Genomic DNA, 14,051 nt, shown 5'->3' with positions numbered 1-14,051 from the left:
GCGCGGATGAGCGGAGCATCGACGGCCCTCGGCGAGGCCTCGCGCGCCTACCTCCGGCTCTGGCGCGGACTGCCCCGGGAGGTGCTCGCGCTGGTGGCCGCGATCCCGGTCGCGCTCCTCGGCGCCTTCTGCGCCGGCGTCGCGCTGGCCGTCGCGCTCGGGCTCGTCGGAGTCCTGATCGGCCTGGTGTTCCTGCCTGCCGCCCTCTACACGGCGCGCTTCTTCTCGCGGGCCGCCGTCGGCCTCGACGTGCTGGCCGGACGGCCCGCCGTCCCCCGGCCGCAGTGGCGGCGACCGCCCTCCTCCGTCACTCCGTCGACCTTCGCCCTCTACGGTCCGGTGATCGACGGGCACTACTGGCTCGCTCTCCTGCACACGCTCGTCGTGGCTCCGGTGCTCGCGCTGCTGTCAGGACTGCTCCTGGCGCTGTGGACCTGGGCGGGCCCGGGCACGGTGGCCGCCGCGCTCACGGGGGCCCCCGGTCCGGCCCGCCTGCTGGCCGAGAGCGGAGCAGCTCTGCTGGGCGCCCCGCAGCCTCCGGCGGGACTGGTCGCCGCGGCGACGGTCGCCACGACCGTCCTCTTCGTCTCGACCCTGCCGTTCGCCACCCGCGGTCTCTCCCTCCTGCACTGGCTGGTCGACCGTCTCCTGCTCGGCCCGTGGGAGTCGGAGGCGCTCCAGCGCGAGGTCGCCGAGCTGAGCGCCTCCCGCGGCGCAGCCGTCGCCGCCGAGGACCGCGCGCTGCGCCGGCTCGAGCGCGACATCCACGACGGCCCGCAGCAGCGCCTGATCCGGGTCCAGATGGACCTGGCCTCGGCACGCAATCGACTCGCCGCCGACCCGGAGTCCGCCGCCCGCCTGGTCGACGAGGCTCGCGAGCACGTGCGCGCCGCGCTCGACGAGCTGCGCGCCCTCTCCCGCGGCGTGGCGCCGCCGATCCTGCAGGACCGGGGCTTCGAGGCGGCGGTGCACTCGCTCGCCGAGCTCAGCCCGGTGCCGGTCGAGGTCCTCACCGAGCACCCCGTGGCGGACGTGCCGCCCGAGGTCGAGCGCAGCGTCTACTTCGTCGTCGCCGAGCTGCTCGCCAACGTCTCCAAGCACTCCGGTGCCCGATCGGTGCGGGTGCATCTCGACACCCGCGACTCCGGCACTCCGGGGGAGCGCTGGCTCGACGCCTGGGTGGTCGACGACGGAGTCGGCGGGGCGTCGCCGGTCGCCGGTCACGGTCTCGAGGGGGTCGGCGGGCGCGTCCGGGGCCTGCGCGGGATCCTGAGCGTGGAGTCGCCGGTCGGCGGGCCGACCACGGTCGGGGTGCACGTCCCCTACCGCCCGGCCGCCCTATCCTGAGGGCGTGCCCGTGATCCGCGTCGCCATCGCCGAGGACTCGGTCCTCCTGCGCGAGGGCCTGGTCCGCCTCTTCGAGGACGCGGGGTTCGCCTCCGTCGGCGCCTTCGGGGACGCGGACGCCCTGCTCGCCGATCTGGCGCGGGACCCGGCCGGCGTCGACGTCGCCGTGCTCGACGTCCGGATGCCGCCGACCTTCCGCGACGAGGGCGTCCGCGGGGCGCTGGAGATCCGCCGGCGCTACCCGCAGGTGTCGGTCCTGCTGCTCAGCCAGTACGTCGAGGTCACCTACGCGCAGGAGCTGCTCGGCTCCGGCGACGGCGGACTCGGCTACCTCCTGAAGGACCGGGTCGCCTCCGTGGAGGAGCTGCGCGACGCCGTCGAGCGCGTCGCGGCGGGCGGAACCGTCCTCGACCCGCAGGTCGTCGCCTCGCTCCTGCAGCGCAACCGCGACCCGCTCGCCTCGCTGACCCCGCGGGAGCGGGAGGTGCTGGAGCAGATGGCCCAGGGGCGCACGAACGCGGGCATCGCCTCCGCTCTCTTCGTCGGCGTGGGCGCCGTGGAGAAGAACGTGACCGCGATCTTCCAGAAGCTCGGGCTCGAGGACTCGGGCTCCGACCACCGGCGGGTGCTGGCGGTCCTCGCCTTCCTGCGCGCCGGGCGATGACCACCGGAGAAGAGGAGAACCCGATGCCGTCGAGTCCTGCGGAGGGCGCCCGCGTCCTCGCCCTGACCGGGGGACGCGCCCCGGAGATCGCCGACACCGCGTGGGTCGCTCCGGGCGCCACCGTGATCGGCTCCGTGCGCCTGGGGGAGCGGGCGAGCGTCTGGTACGGCGCCGTCCTGCGCGCCGAGCACGCGCGGATCGAGCTCGGCGCCGGCAGCAACCTCCAGGACGGCGTCGTCGTCCACGTCGACGCCGACTACGACGCGGTCATCGGCGCCGGAGTCTCGGTCGGGCACAACGCGGTGCTGCACGGCTGCACCCTCGAGGACGACGTGCTGGTCGGCATGAGCGCGACCGTCCTGAACGGGGCCGTCGTCGGCACCGGCTCGCTGATCGCCGCAGGCGCCGTCGTCCTCGAGGGGACGGTCGTCCCGCCGGGCTCGCTGGTGGCGGGCGTCCCCGGGAGGGTCCGGCGGGAGCTGACGGAGGAGGAGCGCGAGGGCATCCGCCGGAACGCCGCCTCGTACCTCGCCCTGACGGAGGACCACCGCGGCGCGGTCGGCTGAGCACGCCCGGAACGCCTCGGAACGACGAAGAGCCCCGGACGTCCGGGGCTCTTCGAGAGGAGAGGGGCTGACGAGAATCGAACTCGCATCATCTGTTTGGAAGACAGAGGCTTTACCACTAAGCTACAGCCCCGAATCGCTGGTCTGACGACCGCGAACCGGTGCGACCGGGTCTCTCGACCGGGCACCAGGACAGCGTAGTACATCGCGCGAGCACCGTGGACACCCCGGTCGTCCTCCGCCGCGCGGTTCCGGTCGCCGCTGCCGGGGTGCAGTACACTTGCGAAGGCCATTTCGGCGTGTCGCGCAAGCGCACGTGCGGGGACGGCTCGACGAGAGTCTCACGCACGGTGCCCAGGCCCGCGCATCCGGGGCGTAGCTCAGCTTGGCTAGAGCGCCCGCTTTGGGAGCGGGAGGTCGCAGGTTCGAATCCTGTCGCCCCGACCACGAGTACTCATCGTGACGACATCGACCCGTGACGACCGTCATCCGGCGCCGACACCAACCAGCACAGGAGATCCCCTCACGTGAAGACCACGGTAGAACAGCTGAGCCCGACCCGCGTGAAGCTCGCGATTTCGGTCACCCCGGACGAGCTCGGCCCCAGCATCACGCACGCCTACGGCCACATCGCCGAGCAGATCAACGTCCCCGGCTTCCGCAAGGGCAAGGTCCCGCCCGCCATCGTCGACCAGCGCGTCGGCAAGGCCGCGGTGCTCGAGCACGCGGTCAACGAGGGCCTCGACGGCTTCTACCGCGAGGCCGTCCGCGAGACCGAGGTCCGCCCCCTGGGCCGCCCGCAGGCCGACATCGTCGCCTGGCCGAGCGACAAGGACTTCACCGGCGACCTCGAGCTCGCCATCGAGGTCGACGTGCGCCCCGAGATCACCGTCCCGGACTACGACGGCATCGAGCTCACCGTCGAGGCGGCCGAGGTCACCGACGCCGACGTCGACGCCGAGCTGGACAAGCTCCGCAGCCGCTTCGGCACCCTGGTCACCGTGGACCGCCCGGCGAAGACCGGCGACTTCGCGCAGATCGACCTGGTCGCCTCCATCGACGGCGTCGAGGTCGACACCGCCAACGCCATCTCGTACGAGCTCGGCTCGGGCGAGCTGATCGAGGGCATCGACGAGGCGCTCGACTCGCTCACCGCGGGCGAGAGCACCACGTTCACCGCTCCGCTGCTCGGCGGCGACCACGCCGGCGAGCAGGCCGAGATCGCCGTCGCGCTCACCGCCGTCAAGGAGCGCGAGCTCCCCGAGGCCGACGACGACTTCGCGCAGATCGCCAGCGAGTTCGACACCATCGCTGAGCTGCGCGAGTCGCTCAAGGAGCAGGCCGCTCAGCAGAAGACCTTCGGCCAGGGCGGCGAGGCCCGCGAGAAGCTCGTCGAGGCGCTGCTCGCCCTCGTCGAGGTGCCCGTGCCCGCCGGTCTCGTCGAGGACGAGGTGCACCGCCACCTCGAGGGCGAGAACCGCCTCGAGGACGACGAGCACCGCGCCGAGGTCAAGGAGGCCAGCGAGAAGACCTTCAAGACGCAGATCCTCCTCGACCACGTCGTCGAGCAGGAGAAGGTCCAGGTCAGCCAGGACGAGCTCACGCAGTACCTCATCCAGGGTGCGGCGCAGTACGGCATGGAGCCGAACGAGTTCATCAAGATCCTGTCCGAGAACAACCAGATCGGCCAGATGGTCGGCGAGGTCGCCCGCAACAAGGCGCTCGCGATCGTCCTCGGCAAGGCGAAGGTCACCGACACCGAGGGCAACGCCGTCGACCTGACCGCGTTCACCGCGGTCCCCGGTGACGACGAGGCCGTCGAGGCCTCCGACGAGGCCGTCGCCTCGGACGAGACCGAGGTCGTGGAGGAGGCTCAGGCCGCCGCCGACGCCGAGGTCCCCGCGGAGCCCGTCGCCGAGGAGCCCGCCGCCGAGGAGGAGCCCGCCCCGGCCCCCAAGAAGAAGCGCGCGCCGGCCAAGAAGAAGGCCGCCGCTCCCGCCGAGGAGACCCCGGCCGCGGAGTAGTCCCCGCGAGCACGTCAGGAGCCGCCCCCCGATCCGTCGGAGGGCGGCTCCTCTCGTTGCGGGGCTCCGGTCCGCCCCGGGCGAACACGGGCGACTCCCGCTCCGCCCCGGGCGAACACGGCCGGATCGGCCTGGCGGCGTCCGATAGATTCGCCTCCGAAGCGACAACTGAAACGGAGCAATACATGGCCGACATGGTTATGCCCAACAGTGTTTTCGACCGCCTGCTCAAGGACCGGATCATCTGGCTCGGTTCCGAGGTGCGCGACGAGAACGCGAACGAGATCGCCGCGAAGCTCCTGCTCCTGGCAGCCGAGGACTCCGAGCGGGACATCTACCTCTACATCAACTCGCCCGGCGGCTCCATCACCGCGGGCATGGCGATCTACGACACGATGCAGTTCGTCCCGAACGACATCGTGACCGTGGGCATCGGGATGGCGGCCTCCATGGGCCAGCTGCTCCTCACCGCCGGAACCCAGGGCAAGCGCTACATCACCCCGAACGCGCGAGTGCTCCTCCACCAGCCGCACGGCGGCTTCGGCGGCACGGCCTCCGACATCCAGACCCAGGCGCAGCTCATCCTCGACATGAAGAAGCGCCTCGCCGAGATCACCGCCAAGGCGACCGGCAAGACCGTCGAGCAGGTCAACGAGGACGGCGACCGCGACCGCTGGTTCAGCGCCGAGGAGGCCCTCGCCTACGGCTTCGTCGACCACATCCGCTCGTCGGCGACCGACGTGGCCGGCGGTGGCGGAACCGCCATCGACGAGTAGTCCAGCGAACGCGCCGAGAGATCAGGAACAGACAATGACCACACCCACCTTCGGCGGAACGGCGTTCGGCTCCGGAGCCGCACCGTCCTCGCGCTACATCCTCCCCACGTTCGAGGAGCGCACGGCCTACGGCTACAAGCGCCAGGACCCGTACGCCAAGCTCTTCGAGGACCGCATCATCTTCCTCGGCGTCCAGGTCGACGACGCCTCCGCGGACGACATCATGGCCCAGCTCCTCGTGCTCGAGAGCCAGGACCCGGACCGCGACATCGTCATGTACATCAACTCGCCCGGTGGATCCTTCACCGCGATGACGGCGATCTACGACACGATGCAGTACATCCGCCCGCACATCCAGACGGTCGTGCTCGGCCAGGCCGCCTCGGCCGCCGCCGTGCTCACCGCCGCGGGAACGCCGGGCAAGCGCCTCGCGCTGCCGAACGCGCGCATCCTCATCCACCAGCCCGCCGTGCAGCAGGGCGGGGGCCAGGCCTCGGACATCGAGATCCAGGCCGCCGAGATCATGCGCATGCGCGAGTGGCTCGAGGAGACGCTGTCGCACCACTCGAACCGCTCGATCGAGCAGGTCAAGAAGGACATCGACCGCGACAAGATCCTCGGCGCGAGCGACGCGCTCGAGTACGGGCTGATCGACCAGGTGCTCACCAGCCGCAAGAGCCTCCCGGCTCTCACGGCGTAGGGCGTCCAGGAGGGGCCGGGTGGCGGAGCGATCCGCCGCCCGGCCCCTCTCTGCGTCCTCCGTCGCCGTAGCAAAGCGCCACACGAGGCGCAAGGCACGGCGAATCCGGCCCGCCTGCCGAGCCCTCGCGGCTCAGCGGCTAGGCTCGGAGCAGTGTCAGGGGGCTCGTCCCGCTCGCACCGGCCGGAGCTCCGGGCTCCGTTGCACGACCGACCGACGCACGACAGACGCACGACAAGGAAGTGGGGCATCCCCGTGGCACGTATTGGCGAAAGCGCCGACCTGCTGAAGTGCTCCTTCTGCGGCAAGAGCCAGAAGCAGGTCCAGCAGCTCATCGCGGGACCGGGCGTCTACATCTGCGACGAGTGCGTCGAGCTCTGCAACGAGATCATCGAGGAGCGCCTCTCCGAGTCGAGCGAGGAGACGAGCCACGAGTTCGACCTCCCGAAGCCGAAGGAGATCTTCGGCTTCCTCGAGGAGTACGTGATCGGGCAGGAGCAGGCCAAGAAGGCCCTCGCCGTCGCCGTGTACAACCACTACAAGCGCGTGCGCGCCCGCAACACCATCACCGCCGCCGACGCGATCCACGACGAGGTCGAGATCGCCAAGAGCAACATCCTGCTCATCGGCCCCACGGGCTGCGGGAAGACCTACCTCGCCCAGACCCTCGCGAAGCGCCTCAACGTGCCTTTCGCCGTCGCGGACGCCACGGCCCTCACCGAGGCGGGCTACGTCGGCGAGGACGTCGAGAACATCCTCCTCAAGCTCATCCAGGCCGCCGATTACGACGTCAAGCGTGCCGAGACCGGCATCATCTACATCGACGAGGTCGACAAGATCGCGCGGAAGGCCGAGAACCCCTCGATCACGCGCGACGTCTCGGGCGAGGGAGTGCAGCAGGCGCTGCTCAAGATCCTCGAGGGCACCGTCGCCTCCGTGCCCCCGCAGGGCGGGCGGAAGCACCCGCACCAGGAGTTCATCCAGATCGACACGACGAACGTCCTCTTCATCGTCGCCGGCGCCTTCGCCGGACTCGAGGACATCATCTCGTCGCGGGCGGGTAAGCGCGGCATCGGCTTCGGCGCCCCGCTGCACAACAAGGAAGACGAGATCAACATCTTCAGCGAGGTCCTCCCGGAGGACCTGCACAAGTTCGGGCTGATCCCCGAGTTCATCGGGCGCCTCCCCGTCGTCACGACGGTCACGCAGCTGGACCAGGTCGCGCTCATGCAGATCCTCACCGAGCCGCGCAACGCGCTCGTGAAGCAGTACCAGCGGATGTTCGAGATCGACGGCGTCGAGCTCGAGTTCGACCGGGGCGCTCTCGAGGCCATCGCTGACCTGGCGGTCCTCCGCCAGACCGGCGCCCGCGGACTGCGCGCGATCCTCGAGGAGGTGCTCGGCCCGATCATGTTCGAGGTGCCCTCCTCGGACGAGGTGGCTCGGGTCGTCGTCACCCGCGCCGCGGTGCTCGACAACGCGGCCCCGACGATCGTCCCCCACGCTCCCCGCCGTCAGGAGAAGAGCGCCTAGTCGCTCCCCGCCCCGCTCTGCCAGTTCACCGCGATTGGCCCGGCGGATCGTCGGGCGAGGCGCTGCCGCTTCCCTAACCTGGCGGAGCGTGCCGACGGCGCGTCCGGTCGCCTCGGTGCCGGTCGATCCCCCGGGAGGCTCCGCCATCGTCCAGCCGCTGCTCGCCGGGATCGTCGCCGCCCTGACCGGCTTCTCGAGCTCATTCGCGATCGTGCTCGCCGGGGTGGTCGCGGTGGGCGCGACCGACGCACAGGCAGCCTCGGGCCTCCTCGCCGTCTGCGTGCTGCAGGGAGTCCTCTGCATCGCGCTGAGCATCCGCTACCGCGTGCCGATGACCTTCGCCTGGAGCACGCCGGGCGCCGCCCTGCTGGCCGCGACCGCGACGCTCCCCGGTGGCTTCGACCGCGCGGTCGGAGCGTTCCTGGTCGCCTCCGCTCTGCTGGTGGTCACCGGGCTGTGGCCGGCGCTCGGGAGGCTCGTCGCGCGCATCCCGCGGCCGCTCGCGAACGCCATGCTCGCGGGCATCCTGTTCCCGCTCGTCCTGGCGCCGGTGCGCGCGGCGGTCGAGATCCCCTTACTCGCCCTGCCGGTGATCCTGCTCTGGCTGCTGCTCCTGCGGCTCCTGCCCCGCTGGGCGGTGCCGGCCGCGATCACTCTGGCGATCGTGCTGCTGGTCGTGACGGACGGCGCGGCACTCGCCGGTGCACCGCTGCTCCCCGTGCCGCAGTTCGTCGCGCCGGTGTTCGAGATCGGAGCGATGGTCGGGATCGGCCTGCCGCTCTACGTGGTCACCATGGCGGGGCAGAACATCCCGGGCATCGCGGTGCTGTCGAGCTTCGGCTTCGCGGCCCACTCGCGTCCCGGGATCGTCTCGACGGGCGCTCTCTCCGGGGTCTCGGCGGTCTTCGGCGGAGTGCCGATCAACTACGCCGCGCTCAGCGCCGCGCTGACCGCGGGTCCCGAGGCCTCGCCCCGGCCGGAGCAGCGCTGGGTCGCCTCGGTCTCGGCGGGCGCCTCCTACCTCGTGCTGGGCGTGTTCGCCGGAGCGGCCGCCGCGCTGGTGTCCTCCGCGAGCCCGCTGCTGATCGAGGCGGTCGCCGGTCTGGCGCTGCTGGGCGTGTTCGTGTCGGCGGTGCAGGCCGCCGTGGAGGACGCGCGGCTGCGGCTGCCGGCGGCGGCGACGCTCCTGGTCACCGCCTCCGGCACGACCATCGCGGGGATCGGCTCGGCCTTCTGGGGCCTGGTCGTGGGACTCGTCCTCCTCGCCTGGCTCGTCCCCCGGCGCCGCTAGAGGAGGCCGCGGCGCGCGAGCAGCGGCTCGGTCCGCGCATCCCGCCCGCGGAAAGCGCGGTACGCGTCGAGCGGATCGCGGGAGCCGCCGAGCTCGAGCACCCCGCGGCGGAAGCGCTCGCCCGCCGAGCGGTCGAGGCCGCCGTTCTCCTCGAACCACTCGACCGTGTCCGCGTCGAGGATCTCGCTCCAGATGTAGGAGTAGTAGCCCGCGGAGTAGCCGCCGGAGAAGACGTGCGCGAAGTACGTGCTGCGGTAGCGGGGCGGCACGGCGGGAAGGAGGAGGCCCGCGCCGTCGAGCACGTCGCGCTCGAAGGCGGCCGCGTCGCGCGGCTCGACCGGGGCCGGCAGGGAGTGCCAGGCGAGGTCGAGCAGGGCGGACGCCAGGTACTCGCTCGTCGCGAAGCCCTCGCCCCACAGCGCGGACGCCTCGAGGCGCTCGACGGTCCCCGCGGGCAGGGCCTCGCCGGTCTCGACGTGGCGGGCGTACTCGGCGAGGAGCCCGGGGCGGCGCACCCACGTCTCGTTCACCTGGCTCGGGAACTCGACGAAGTCCCGGAACACCGCGGTACCGGCGAAGCGCGGGTACCGCGTGCTCGCGAACAGGCCGTGCAGGGCGTGCCCGAACTCGTGGAAGAGCGTCTCCACCTCGTCGAGGCTGAGAAGGGCGGGCTCACCCGGGCCCGGAGCCGACAGGTTCAGGTTGTTCACGACGACGGCGGAGTCGCCGAGCAGCGAGGTGCGGCTGGAGAGGGAGTTCATCCACGCCCCGCCGCGCTTCGAGTCGCGGGTGAAGGGATCGAGCAGGAACAGGCCCAGCGGCGTCCCGTCCTCCTCGTGCACCTCGAACACGCGGACGTGCTCGCTGTAGCCGGCCAGGTCGCTCCGCTCCGAGAAGCGGACGCCGTAGAGACCGGTGGCGGCGGCGAACACGCCGTGCCGGAGCACCCGCTCCAGCTCGAAGAAGGGACGCAGTGCGCTGGAGTCGACGGAGTAGCTCTCCGACCGCACGCGCTCCTCGTAGTAGGCGCGGTCCCACGCCTCGATCGTGAAGCGCGGCGCTTCGGCGGCGTCGTGCTCGGCGTCGGCGGAGGCCTGCATCCGCTCGAGCTCGATCCTCGCGTTCCGGGCGGCGGGAGCGGCGAGCTCGCGCAGCAGCGACAGGACGCGCTCCGGCGAGCCCGCGGTCTGGCCCGAGATCACGAACTCGGCATGCGAGGCCGCGCCCAGCAGAGCTGCGCGCTCGGCCCGCAGCGCGACGATCTGCTGCAGGGTCGCGGTGGTGTCGTGCGGCCCGCCTTCCGCACCGCGGCCGACAGAGGCGCGCAGGACGCGCTCGCGGACGCCGCGGTCGCGCAGACGCGCGAGCCAGGGGTGGCCGGAGTAGAGGGGCAGGGTGATCAGCCAGCCGTCGACGCCGCGGTCGGCGGCGGCGCGCGCGGCGACCGAGACGTCGGACTCGTCGAGCCCGTCGAGGCCGGCGACGTCCTCGAGGAGGACCGCCCGGTCGTTCGACTCGGCGAGCAGATCCTTCTCGAAGCGCGTGGTCAGGGTCGACAGCTGCTCGTTCAGCTCGCCGAGCCGTGCCTTCCCCGCGTCGTCGAGGAGCGCACCGGAGCGCTCGAACCCGGTGATCCTCCGCTCGAGGAGGTAGGCCGTCTCGGCGTCGAGGTCGAGCTCCGTCGACTGCTCGGCGAGAGCGCGGAGCCGGGCGAACAGGCGCGGGTCGAGGCTGATCGCATCGCTGTGGGCCGAGAGCAGCGGAGCGAGCTCGGCCTCCAGAGCGTCGGTGAGCGGAGTGCGGTCGGAGGCGGCGACGGTGAAGAAGACGGCGCTCACCCGGCGCAGCTCGCGGCCCGCCCGCTCGAGGGCGACGAGGGTGTTCTCGACGGTCGGCGGCTCGGAGGCGCCGGTGATCGCGTCGATCTCGGCGCGGTGCCGGCGGAGGGCCTCGAGGAACGCCGGGCGGTAGGCCTCGGGGTCGACGGCGGCGAAGTCGGGGAGCCCGTGGGGGAGTCCGCTCGGCTCGAGCAGGACGGCGACGGGATCGGGAGCGCTCATCCTGCGAGCCTAGAGCTCGAGCGGGGGAGAGGGCTCCGGCTCAGGATCGCAGGACGCGCGCGCTCACCGGGCTCGGCGACCGCGCCGCGAAGGGGCGTCAGCCCCAGTCGTCGTCGTCCTCGCCCTCCACGCGGCCCTGCGGCTGCGTGATGTAGGCAGCGTCCTCGTCGGGACGGTAGGTGATCGTCGTGCCGTCGTCGAGTTCGAGGACGGGCCTGCCCTCGAGCCAGGTGAGCGTCCAGCGCCAGTCGGCGGTCGCCGTGCCGGCCGCGGCGAGCTCGCCCTCGACGTCGCCGACGGCGGTGACGACGATCTCGGGGAGGGTCTGCGGCGGCACCTGGCCGACCGACCAGCGGGTTCCGAGCTGCATGGGAGGGGTCCTCTCGACGGTGGGGAGGGAGACGGGACGGTTCCCGCCTCCCGGGAGCGGCGCTACGCCTCGGTCTCGAGCTCGATGCCGACCGCGAGGGCGTCGCCCTCGGCGAAGTCGAGCGCCGCGATCCTGCCGACGGCCGCGAGGTCTCCCGCGGCGAGCCGGAGGGACGCGACGAGCTCGGCGGGCGCCGTCACCAGGGCGGAGCGGGCCGGCGTCTTCTGCGAGGCCTTCGCATCGGTCTTCGCGCGCCGGATGGCCGTGAGGACCGAGCTCGCCGCGGCCAGGACGGCGGGGTCGCCGCCCAGGCCCTCGACGGCCGGCCAGGGGCGCAGGTGCACCGAGTCGTCGTGCGACCACGACCAGGTCTCCTCCGTCGCGAACGGCAGGAACGGCGCGAACAGGCGCTGGAGGACGTCGAGCGCCCGGTGCAGGGCGGCCGCGGCGGACGCGCCGTCCTCGCTGTACGCGCGCTCCTTCACCAGCTCCAGGTAGTCGTCGCAGAACGTCCAGAAGAACGCCTCCGTCGTCTCGAGGGCGCGGGCGTGGTCGTAGTTCTCGAGCGCCGTCGTCGCGTCGGCGACCACAGTGTCGAGGGTGGCCAGCATGCTGAGGTCGAGAGGGTCGGTGACCTCGGCGCCCTCGGCGAGAGGGAACCCGTGGATGAACTTCGCCGCGTTGAGGATCTTGATCGCCAGTCGGCGGCCGATCTTGATCTGCGTCGGGTTCTGCGGATCGAAGGCCGCGTCGGTGCCCAGGCGCGAGGAGGCGGCCCAGTAGCGGACCGCGTCCGAGCCGTGCTGCTCGAGCATCGCGGCGGGAGTGACCACGTTGCCCTTCGACTTCGACATCTTCTTGCGGTCGGGGTCGACGATGAAGCCGGACACGGTCGCCGTGCTCCACGGGGCGCGGCCGTCCTCGAGCTGCGAGCGCAGGAGGGTAGAGAAGAGCCAGGTGCGGATGATGTCCTGGCCCTGCGGGCGCAGGTCGTAGGGAGCGACCAGCTGCCAGAGCTCGTCGTCGCGCTCCCAGCCGCCCGCGAGCTGCGGGGTCAGCGAGGAGGTCGCCCAGGTGTCCATCACGTCGAGCTCGCCCTGGAAGCCGCCCGCCGCTCCGCGCTGGTCCTCCGAGTAGCCGGGGGCCGGGTCGCTGGAGGGATCCACCGGCAGCGCCGCCTCGTCCGGCACGATCGGGGAGTCGAAGACGGGGTTGCCGTCGCCGTCGAGCGGGTACCACACCGGGATCGGCACGCCGAAGAAGCGCTGGCGCGAGATCAGCCAGTCGCCGGAGAGGCCGTTCACCCAGTTCTCGTAGCGGACGCGCATGAACTCCGGCACGAAGCGCACGTCGCGGCCGAGCTCCAGCAGGCGCTCCTTGAGCACCGCGTCGCGAGCGCCGTTGCCGATGTACCACTGGCGGGTCGACACGATCTCGAGCGGCTTGTCGCCCTTCTCGAAGAACTTGACCTGGTGCGTGATGGGGCGCGGGTCGCCGACCATCTCGCCGGACTCCTTCAGCAGCGCCACGACGGCCTGCTTCGCGGAGAAGACGGTCTTGCCGGCGAGCTGCTCGTAGGCGGCGCGGCCCGCGTCGCTCGTGATCGCGGCGGGAGCCTCCGAGATCAGGCGGCCGTCGAAGCCGATGATCGCGCGGTTGGGCAGGTCGAGCTCGCGCCACCAGACCACGTCCGTGACGTCGCCGAAGGTGCAGATCATCGCGATGCCCGAGCCCTTGTCCTTCTGCGCGAGGTGGTGCGCGAGCACCGGGACCTCGACGTCGAAGAGCGGCGTGCGGACGGTGGTGCCGAACAGCGCCTGGTAGCGCTCGTCGTCGGGGTGCGCGACGAGGGCGACGCAGGCGGGCAGCAGCTCGGGACGGGTCGTCTCGATGAAGACGTCCTCACCGCCGTCGCGGTGGAAGCCGAGGCGGTGGTAGGCGCCGGGCTGGTCCTTGTCCTCGAGCTCCGCCTGGGCGACGGCGGTCCGGAAGGTGATGTCCCAGAGCGTCGGGGCCTGCGCCTGGTAGGCCTCGCCGCGGGCGAGGTTGCGGAGGAAGGCGCGCTGCGAGGCGGCCTGCGACTCGTCGCCGATGGTCCGGTAGCTCTGCGACCAGTCGACGGACAGGCCGAGGGCGCGCCAGACGTCCTCGAACTGCTTCTCGTCCTCGACGGTGAGGCGCTCGCACAGCTCGACGAAGTTGCGGCGCGAGATCGGCTTCTGGTCGGCGGCCTTGCTGCTCTTGTTGTCGCCGCCCTCGAACGGAGGCGTGAAGCCGGGCTCGTAGGGGAGCGTCGGGTCGCAGCGCACACCGTAGTAGTTCTGCACGCGGCGCTCGGTGGGCAGGCCGTTGTCGTCCCAGCCCATCGGGTAGAAGACGCTCTTGCCGCGCATCCGCTGGAACCGCGCGACGACGTCGGTGTGCGTGTAGGAGAAGACGTGCCCGATGTGCAGCGACCCGGAGGCGGTGGGCGGCGGGGTGTCGATCGAGTAGACGTCGGCGCGGGTGAGGCCGGTGCGGTCGAACCGGTAGGTCCCGTCGGTCTGCCAGCGGAGGCCCCACGTGCCCTCCAGGCCCTCGAGGGCGGGCTTCGCGAGGAGGCGGTCGGCGAGGGTCATGATGCTCCGGTTCGCTATGGGCGGCACCGCGTCGGTGGTGATGGTGCCTGGATGGGGCTCCGGGGCGAGTCGCCCGCCGGCCGCGACGATTCTACCGGAGCG

General features: G+C 71.9%; 11 protein-coding genes and 2 tRNA genes. 9 read left to right on the top strand and 4 right to left on the bottom strand.

Annotation, left to right across the window (positions count from 1 at the left end; translation table 11 throughout):
* The first annotated feature begins 6 nt into the window (after positions 1–6).
* The 3 genes from C5B92_RS14205 to C5B92_RS14195 are packed head-to-tail and all read left to right on the top strand — an operon-like array spanning position 7 to position 2,577.
* Positions 7–1,347 (top strand): histidine kinase, encoded by a 1,341-nt coding sequence (locus tag C5B92_RS14205; protein WP_104254924.1) that lies wholly within the window; start codon positions 7–9, stop codon positions 1,345–1,347.
* Positions 1,348–1,351: 4 nt separating this feature from the next.
* Positions 1,352–2,011, top strand: coding sequence for a response regulator transcription factor (locus C5B92_RS14200; RefSeq protein ID WP_104223696.1), 660 nt, complete (start codon positions 1,352–1,354; stop codon positions 2,009–2,011).
* A 23-nt stretch (positions 2,012–2,034) separates the two neighbouring features.
* Positions 2,035–2,577, top strand: a complete 543-nt coding sequence (locus C5B92_RS14195) for a gamma carbonic anhydrase family protein (RefSeq protein ID WP_104254923.1) — start codon at positions 2,035–2,037, stop codon at positions 2,575–2,577.
* A gap of 62 nt (positions 2,578–2,639) precedes the next feature.
* Here C5B92_RS14195 and C5B92_RS14190 read toward each other — a convergent pair.
* Positions 2,640–2,710: transfer RNA gene (locus C5B92_RS14190), tRNA-Gly, on the bottom strand.
* A 236-nt stretch (positions 2,711–2,946) separates the two neighbouring features.
* On the opposite strand from C5B92_RS14190, the gene C5B92_RS14185 reads away from it, so the two are divergent.
* From C5B92_RS14185 to C5B92_RS14160, 6 genes are all read left to right on the top strand, one after another.
* Positions 2,947–3,024, top strand: a tRNA-Pro gene (locus tag C5B92_RS14185).
* Between the two features lie 80 nt (positions 3,025–3,104).
* Positions 3,105–4,601, top strand: a complete 1,497-nt coding sequence (gene tig, locus C5B92_RS14180; protein ID WP_104232539.1) for a trigger factor — start codon at positions 3,105–3,107, stop codon at positions 4,599–4,601.
* Between the two features lie 185 nt (positions 4,602–4,786).
* On the top strand, positions 4,787–5,377 hold the full coding sequence (locus tag C5B92_RS14175; protein ID WP_097165884.1) for an ATP-dependent Clp protease proteolytic subunit: 591 nt from the start codon (positions 4,787–4,789) through the stop codon (positions 5,375–5,377).
* 34 nt (positions 5,378–5,411) lie between these two features.
* A complete protein-coding gene (locus tag C5B92_RS14170; RefSeq protein WP_068253282.1) occupies positions 5,412–6,077 on the top strand; it encodes an ATP-dependent Clp protease proteolytic subunit in 666 nt (221 codons plus the stop codon).
* A gap of 255 nt (positions 6,078–6,332) precedes the next feature.
* Positions 6,333–7,610 carry an ATP-dependent Clp protease ATP-binding subunit ClpX gene (gene clpX / locus C5B92_RS14165; RefSeq protein ID WP_104223693.1) on the top strand — a complete coding sequence of 426 codons (1,278 nt, stop codon included), beginning with the start codon at positions 6,333–6,335 and terminating at the stop codon, positions 7,608–7,610.
* Positions 7,611–7,698: 88 nt separating this feature from the next.
* The gene (locus tag C5B92_RS14160; RefSeq protein ID WP_258061496.1) at positions 7,699–8,901 is read left to right on the top strand and encodes a benzoate/H(+) symporter BenE family transporter; all 1,203 of its coding nucleotides are present in this window, start codon (positions 7,699–7,701) and stop codon (positions 8,899–8,901) included.
* On the opposite strand, the gene C5B92_RS14155 is transcribed toward C5B92_RS14160, so the two are convergent.
* The 3 genes from C5B92_RS14155 to valS form a co-directional block, all read right to left on the bottom strand.
* Positions 8,898–10,961 (bottom strand): M3 family metallopeptidase, encoded by a 2,064-nt coding sequence (locus C5B92_RS14155; RefSeq protein WP_104350521.1) that lies wholly within the window; start codon positions 10,959–10,961, stop codon positions 8,898–8,900. The genes C5B92_RS14160 and C5B92_RS14155 overlap by 4 nt on opposite strands.
* 97 nt (positions 10,962–11,058) lie before the next feature.
* Entirely contained in the window at positions 11,059–11,331 is a 273-nt protein-coding gene (locus C5B92_RS14150) for a hypothetical protein (RefSeq protein WP_104328453.1), read from the bottom strand.
* 62 nt (positions 11,332–11,393) lie between these two features.
* On the bottom strand, positions 11,394–13,949 hold the full coding sequence (gene valS, locus C5B92_RS14145) for a valine--tRNA ligase (protein WP_104350520.1): 2,556 nt from the start codon (positions 13,947–13,949) through the stop codon (positions 11,394–11,396).
* Positions 13,950–14,051 lie beyond the last annotated feature (102 nt).

It is taken from the genome of Rathayibacter sp. AY1A4 (assembly GCF_002930955.1).
Classification (GTDB): Bacteria; Actinomycetota; Actinomycetes; order Actinomycetales; family Microbacteriaceae; genus Rathayibacter.
The sequence above is the reverse complement of the archived record's forward strand: the minus strand, read 5'-3'. Positions and strand labels throughout refer to the sequence as shown.

Coding starts and splice junctions, on each gene's coding strand:
- C5B92_RS14150 (WP_104328453.1), bottom strand. CDS start 11,331: ATGCAGCTCGGAACCCGCTGGTCGGTCGGCCAGGTGCCGCCGCAGACC.
- C5B92_RS14175 (WP_097165884.1), top strand. CDS start 4,787: ATGGCCGACATGGTTATGCCCAACAGTGTTTTCGACCGCCTGCTCAAG.
- C5B92_RS14195 (WP_104254923.1), top strand. CDS start 2,035: ATGCCGTCGAGTCCTGCGGAGGGCGCCCGCGTCCTCGCCCTGACCGGG.
- C5B92_RS14205 (WP_104254924.1), top strand. CDS start 7: ATGAGCGGAGCATCGACGGCCCTCGGCGAGGCCTCGCGCGCCTACCTC.
- valS (WP_104350520.1), bottom strand. CDS start 13,949: ATGACCCTCGCCGACCGCCTCCTCGCGAAGCCCGCCCTCGAGGGCCTG.
- C5B92_RS14155 (WP_104350521.1), bottom strand. CDS start 10,961: ATGAGCGCTCCCGATCCCGTCGCCGTCCTGCTCGAGCCGAGCGGACTC.
- C5B92_RS14170 (WP_068253282.1), top strand. CDS start 5,412: ATGACCACACCCACCTTCGGCGGAACGGCGTTCGGCTCCGGAGCCGCA.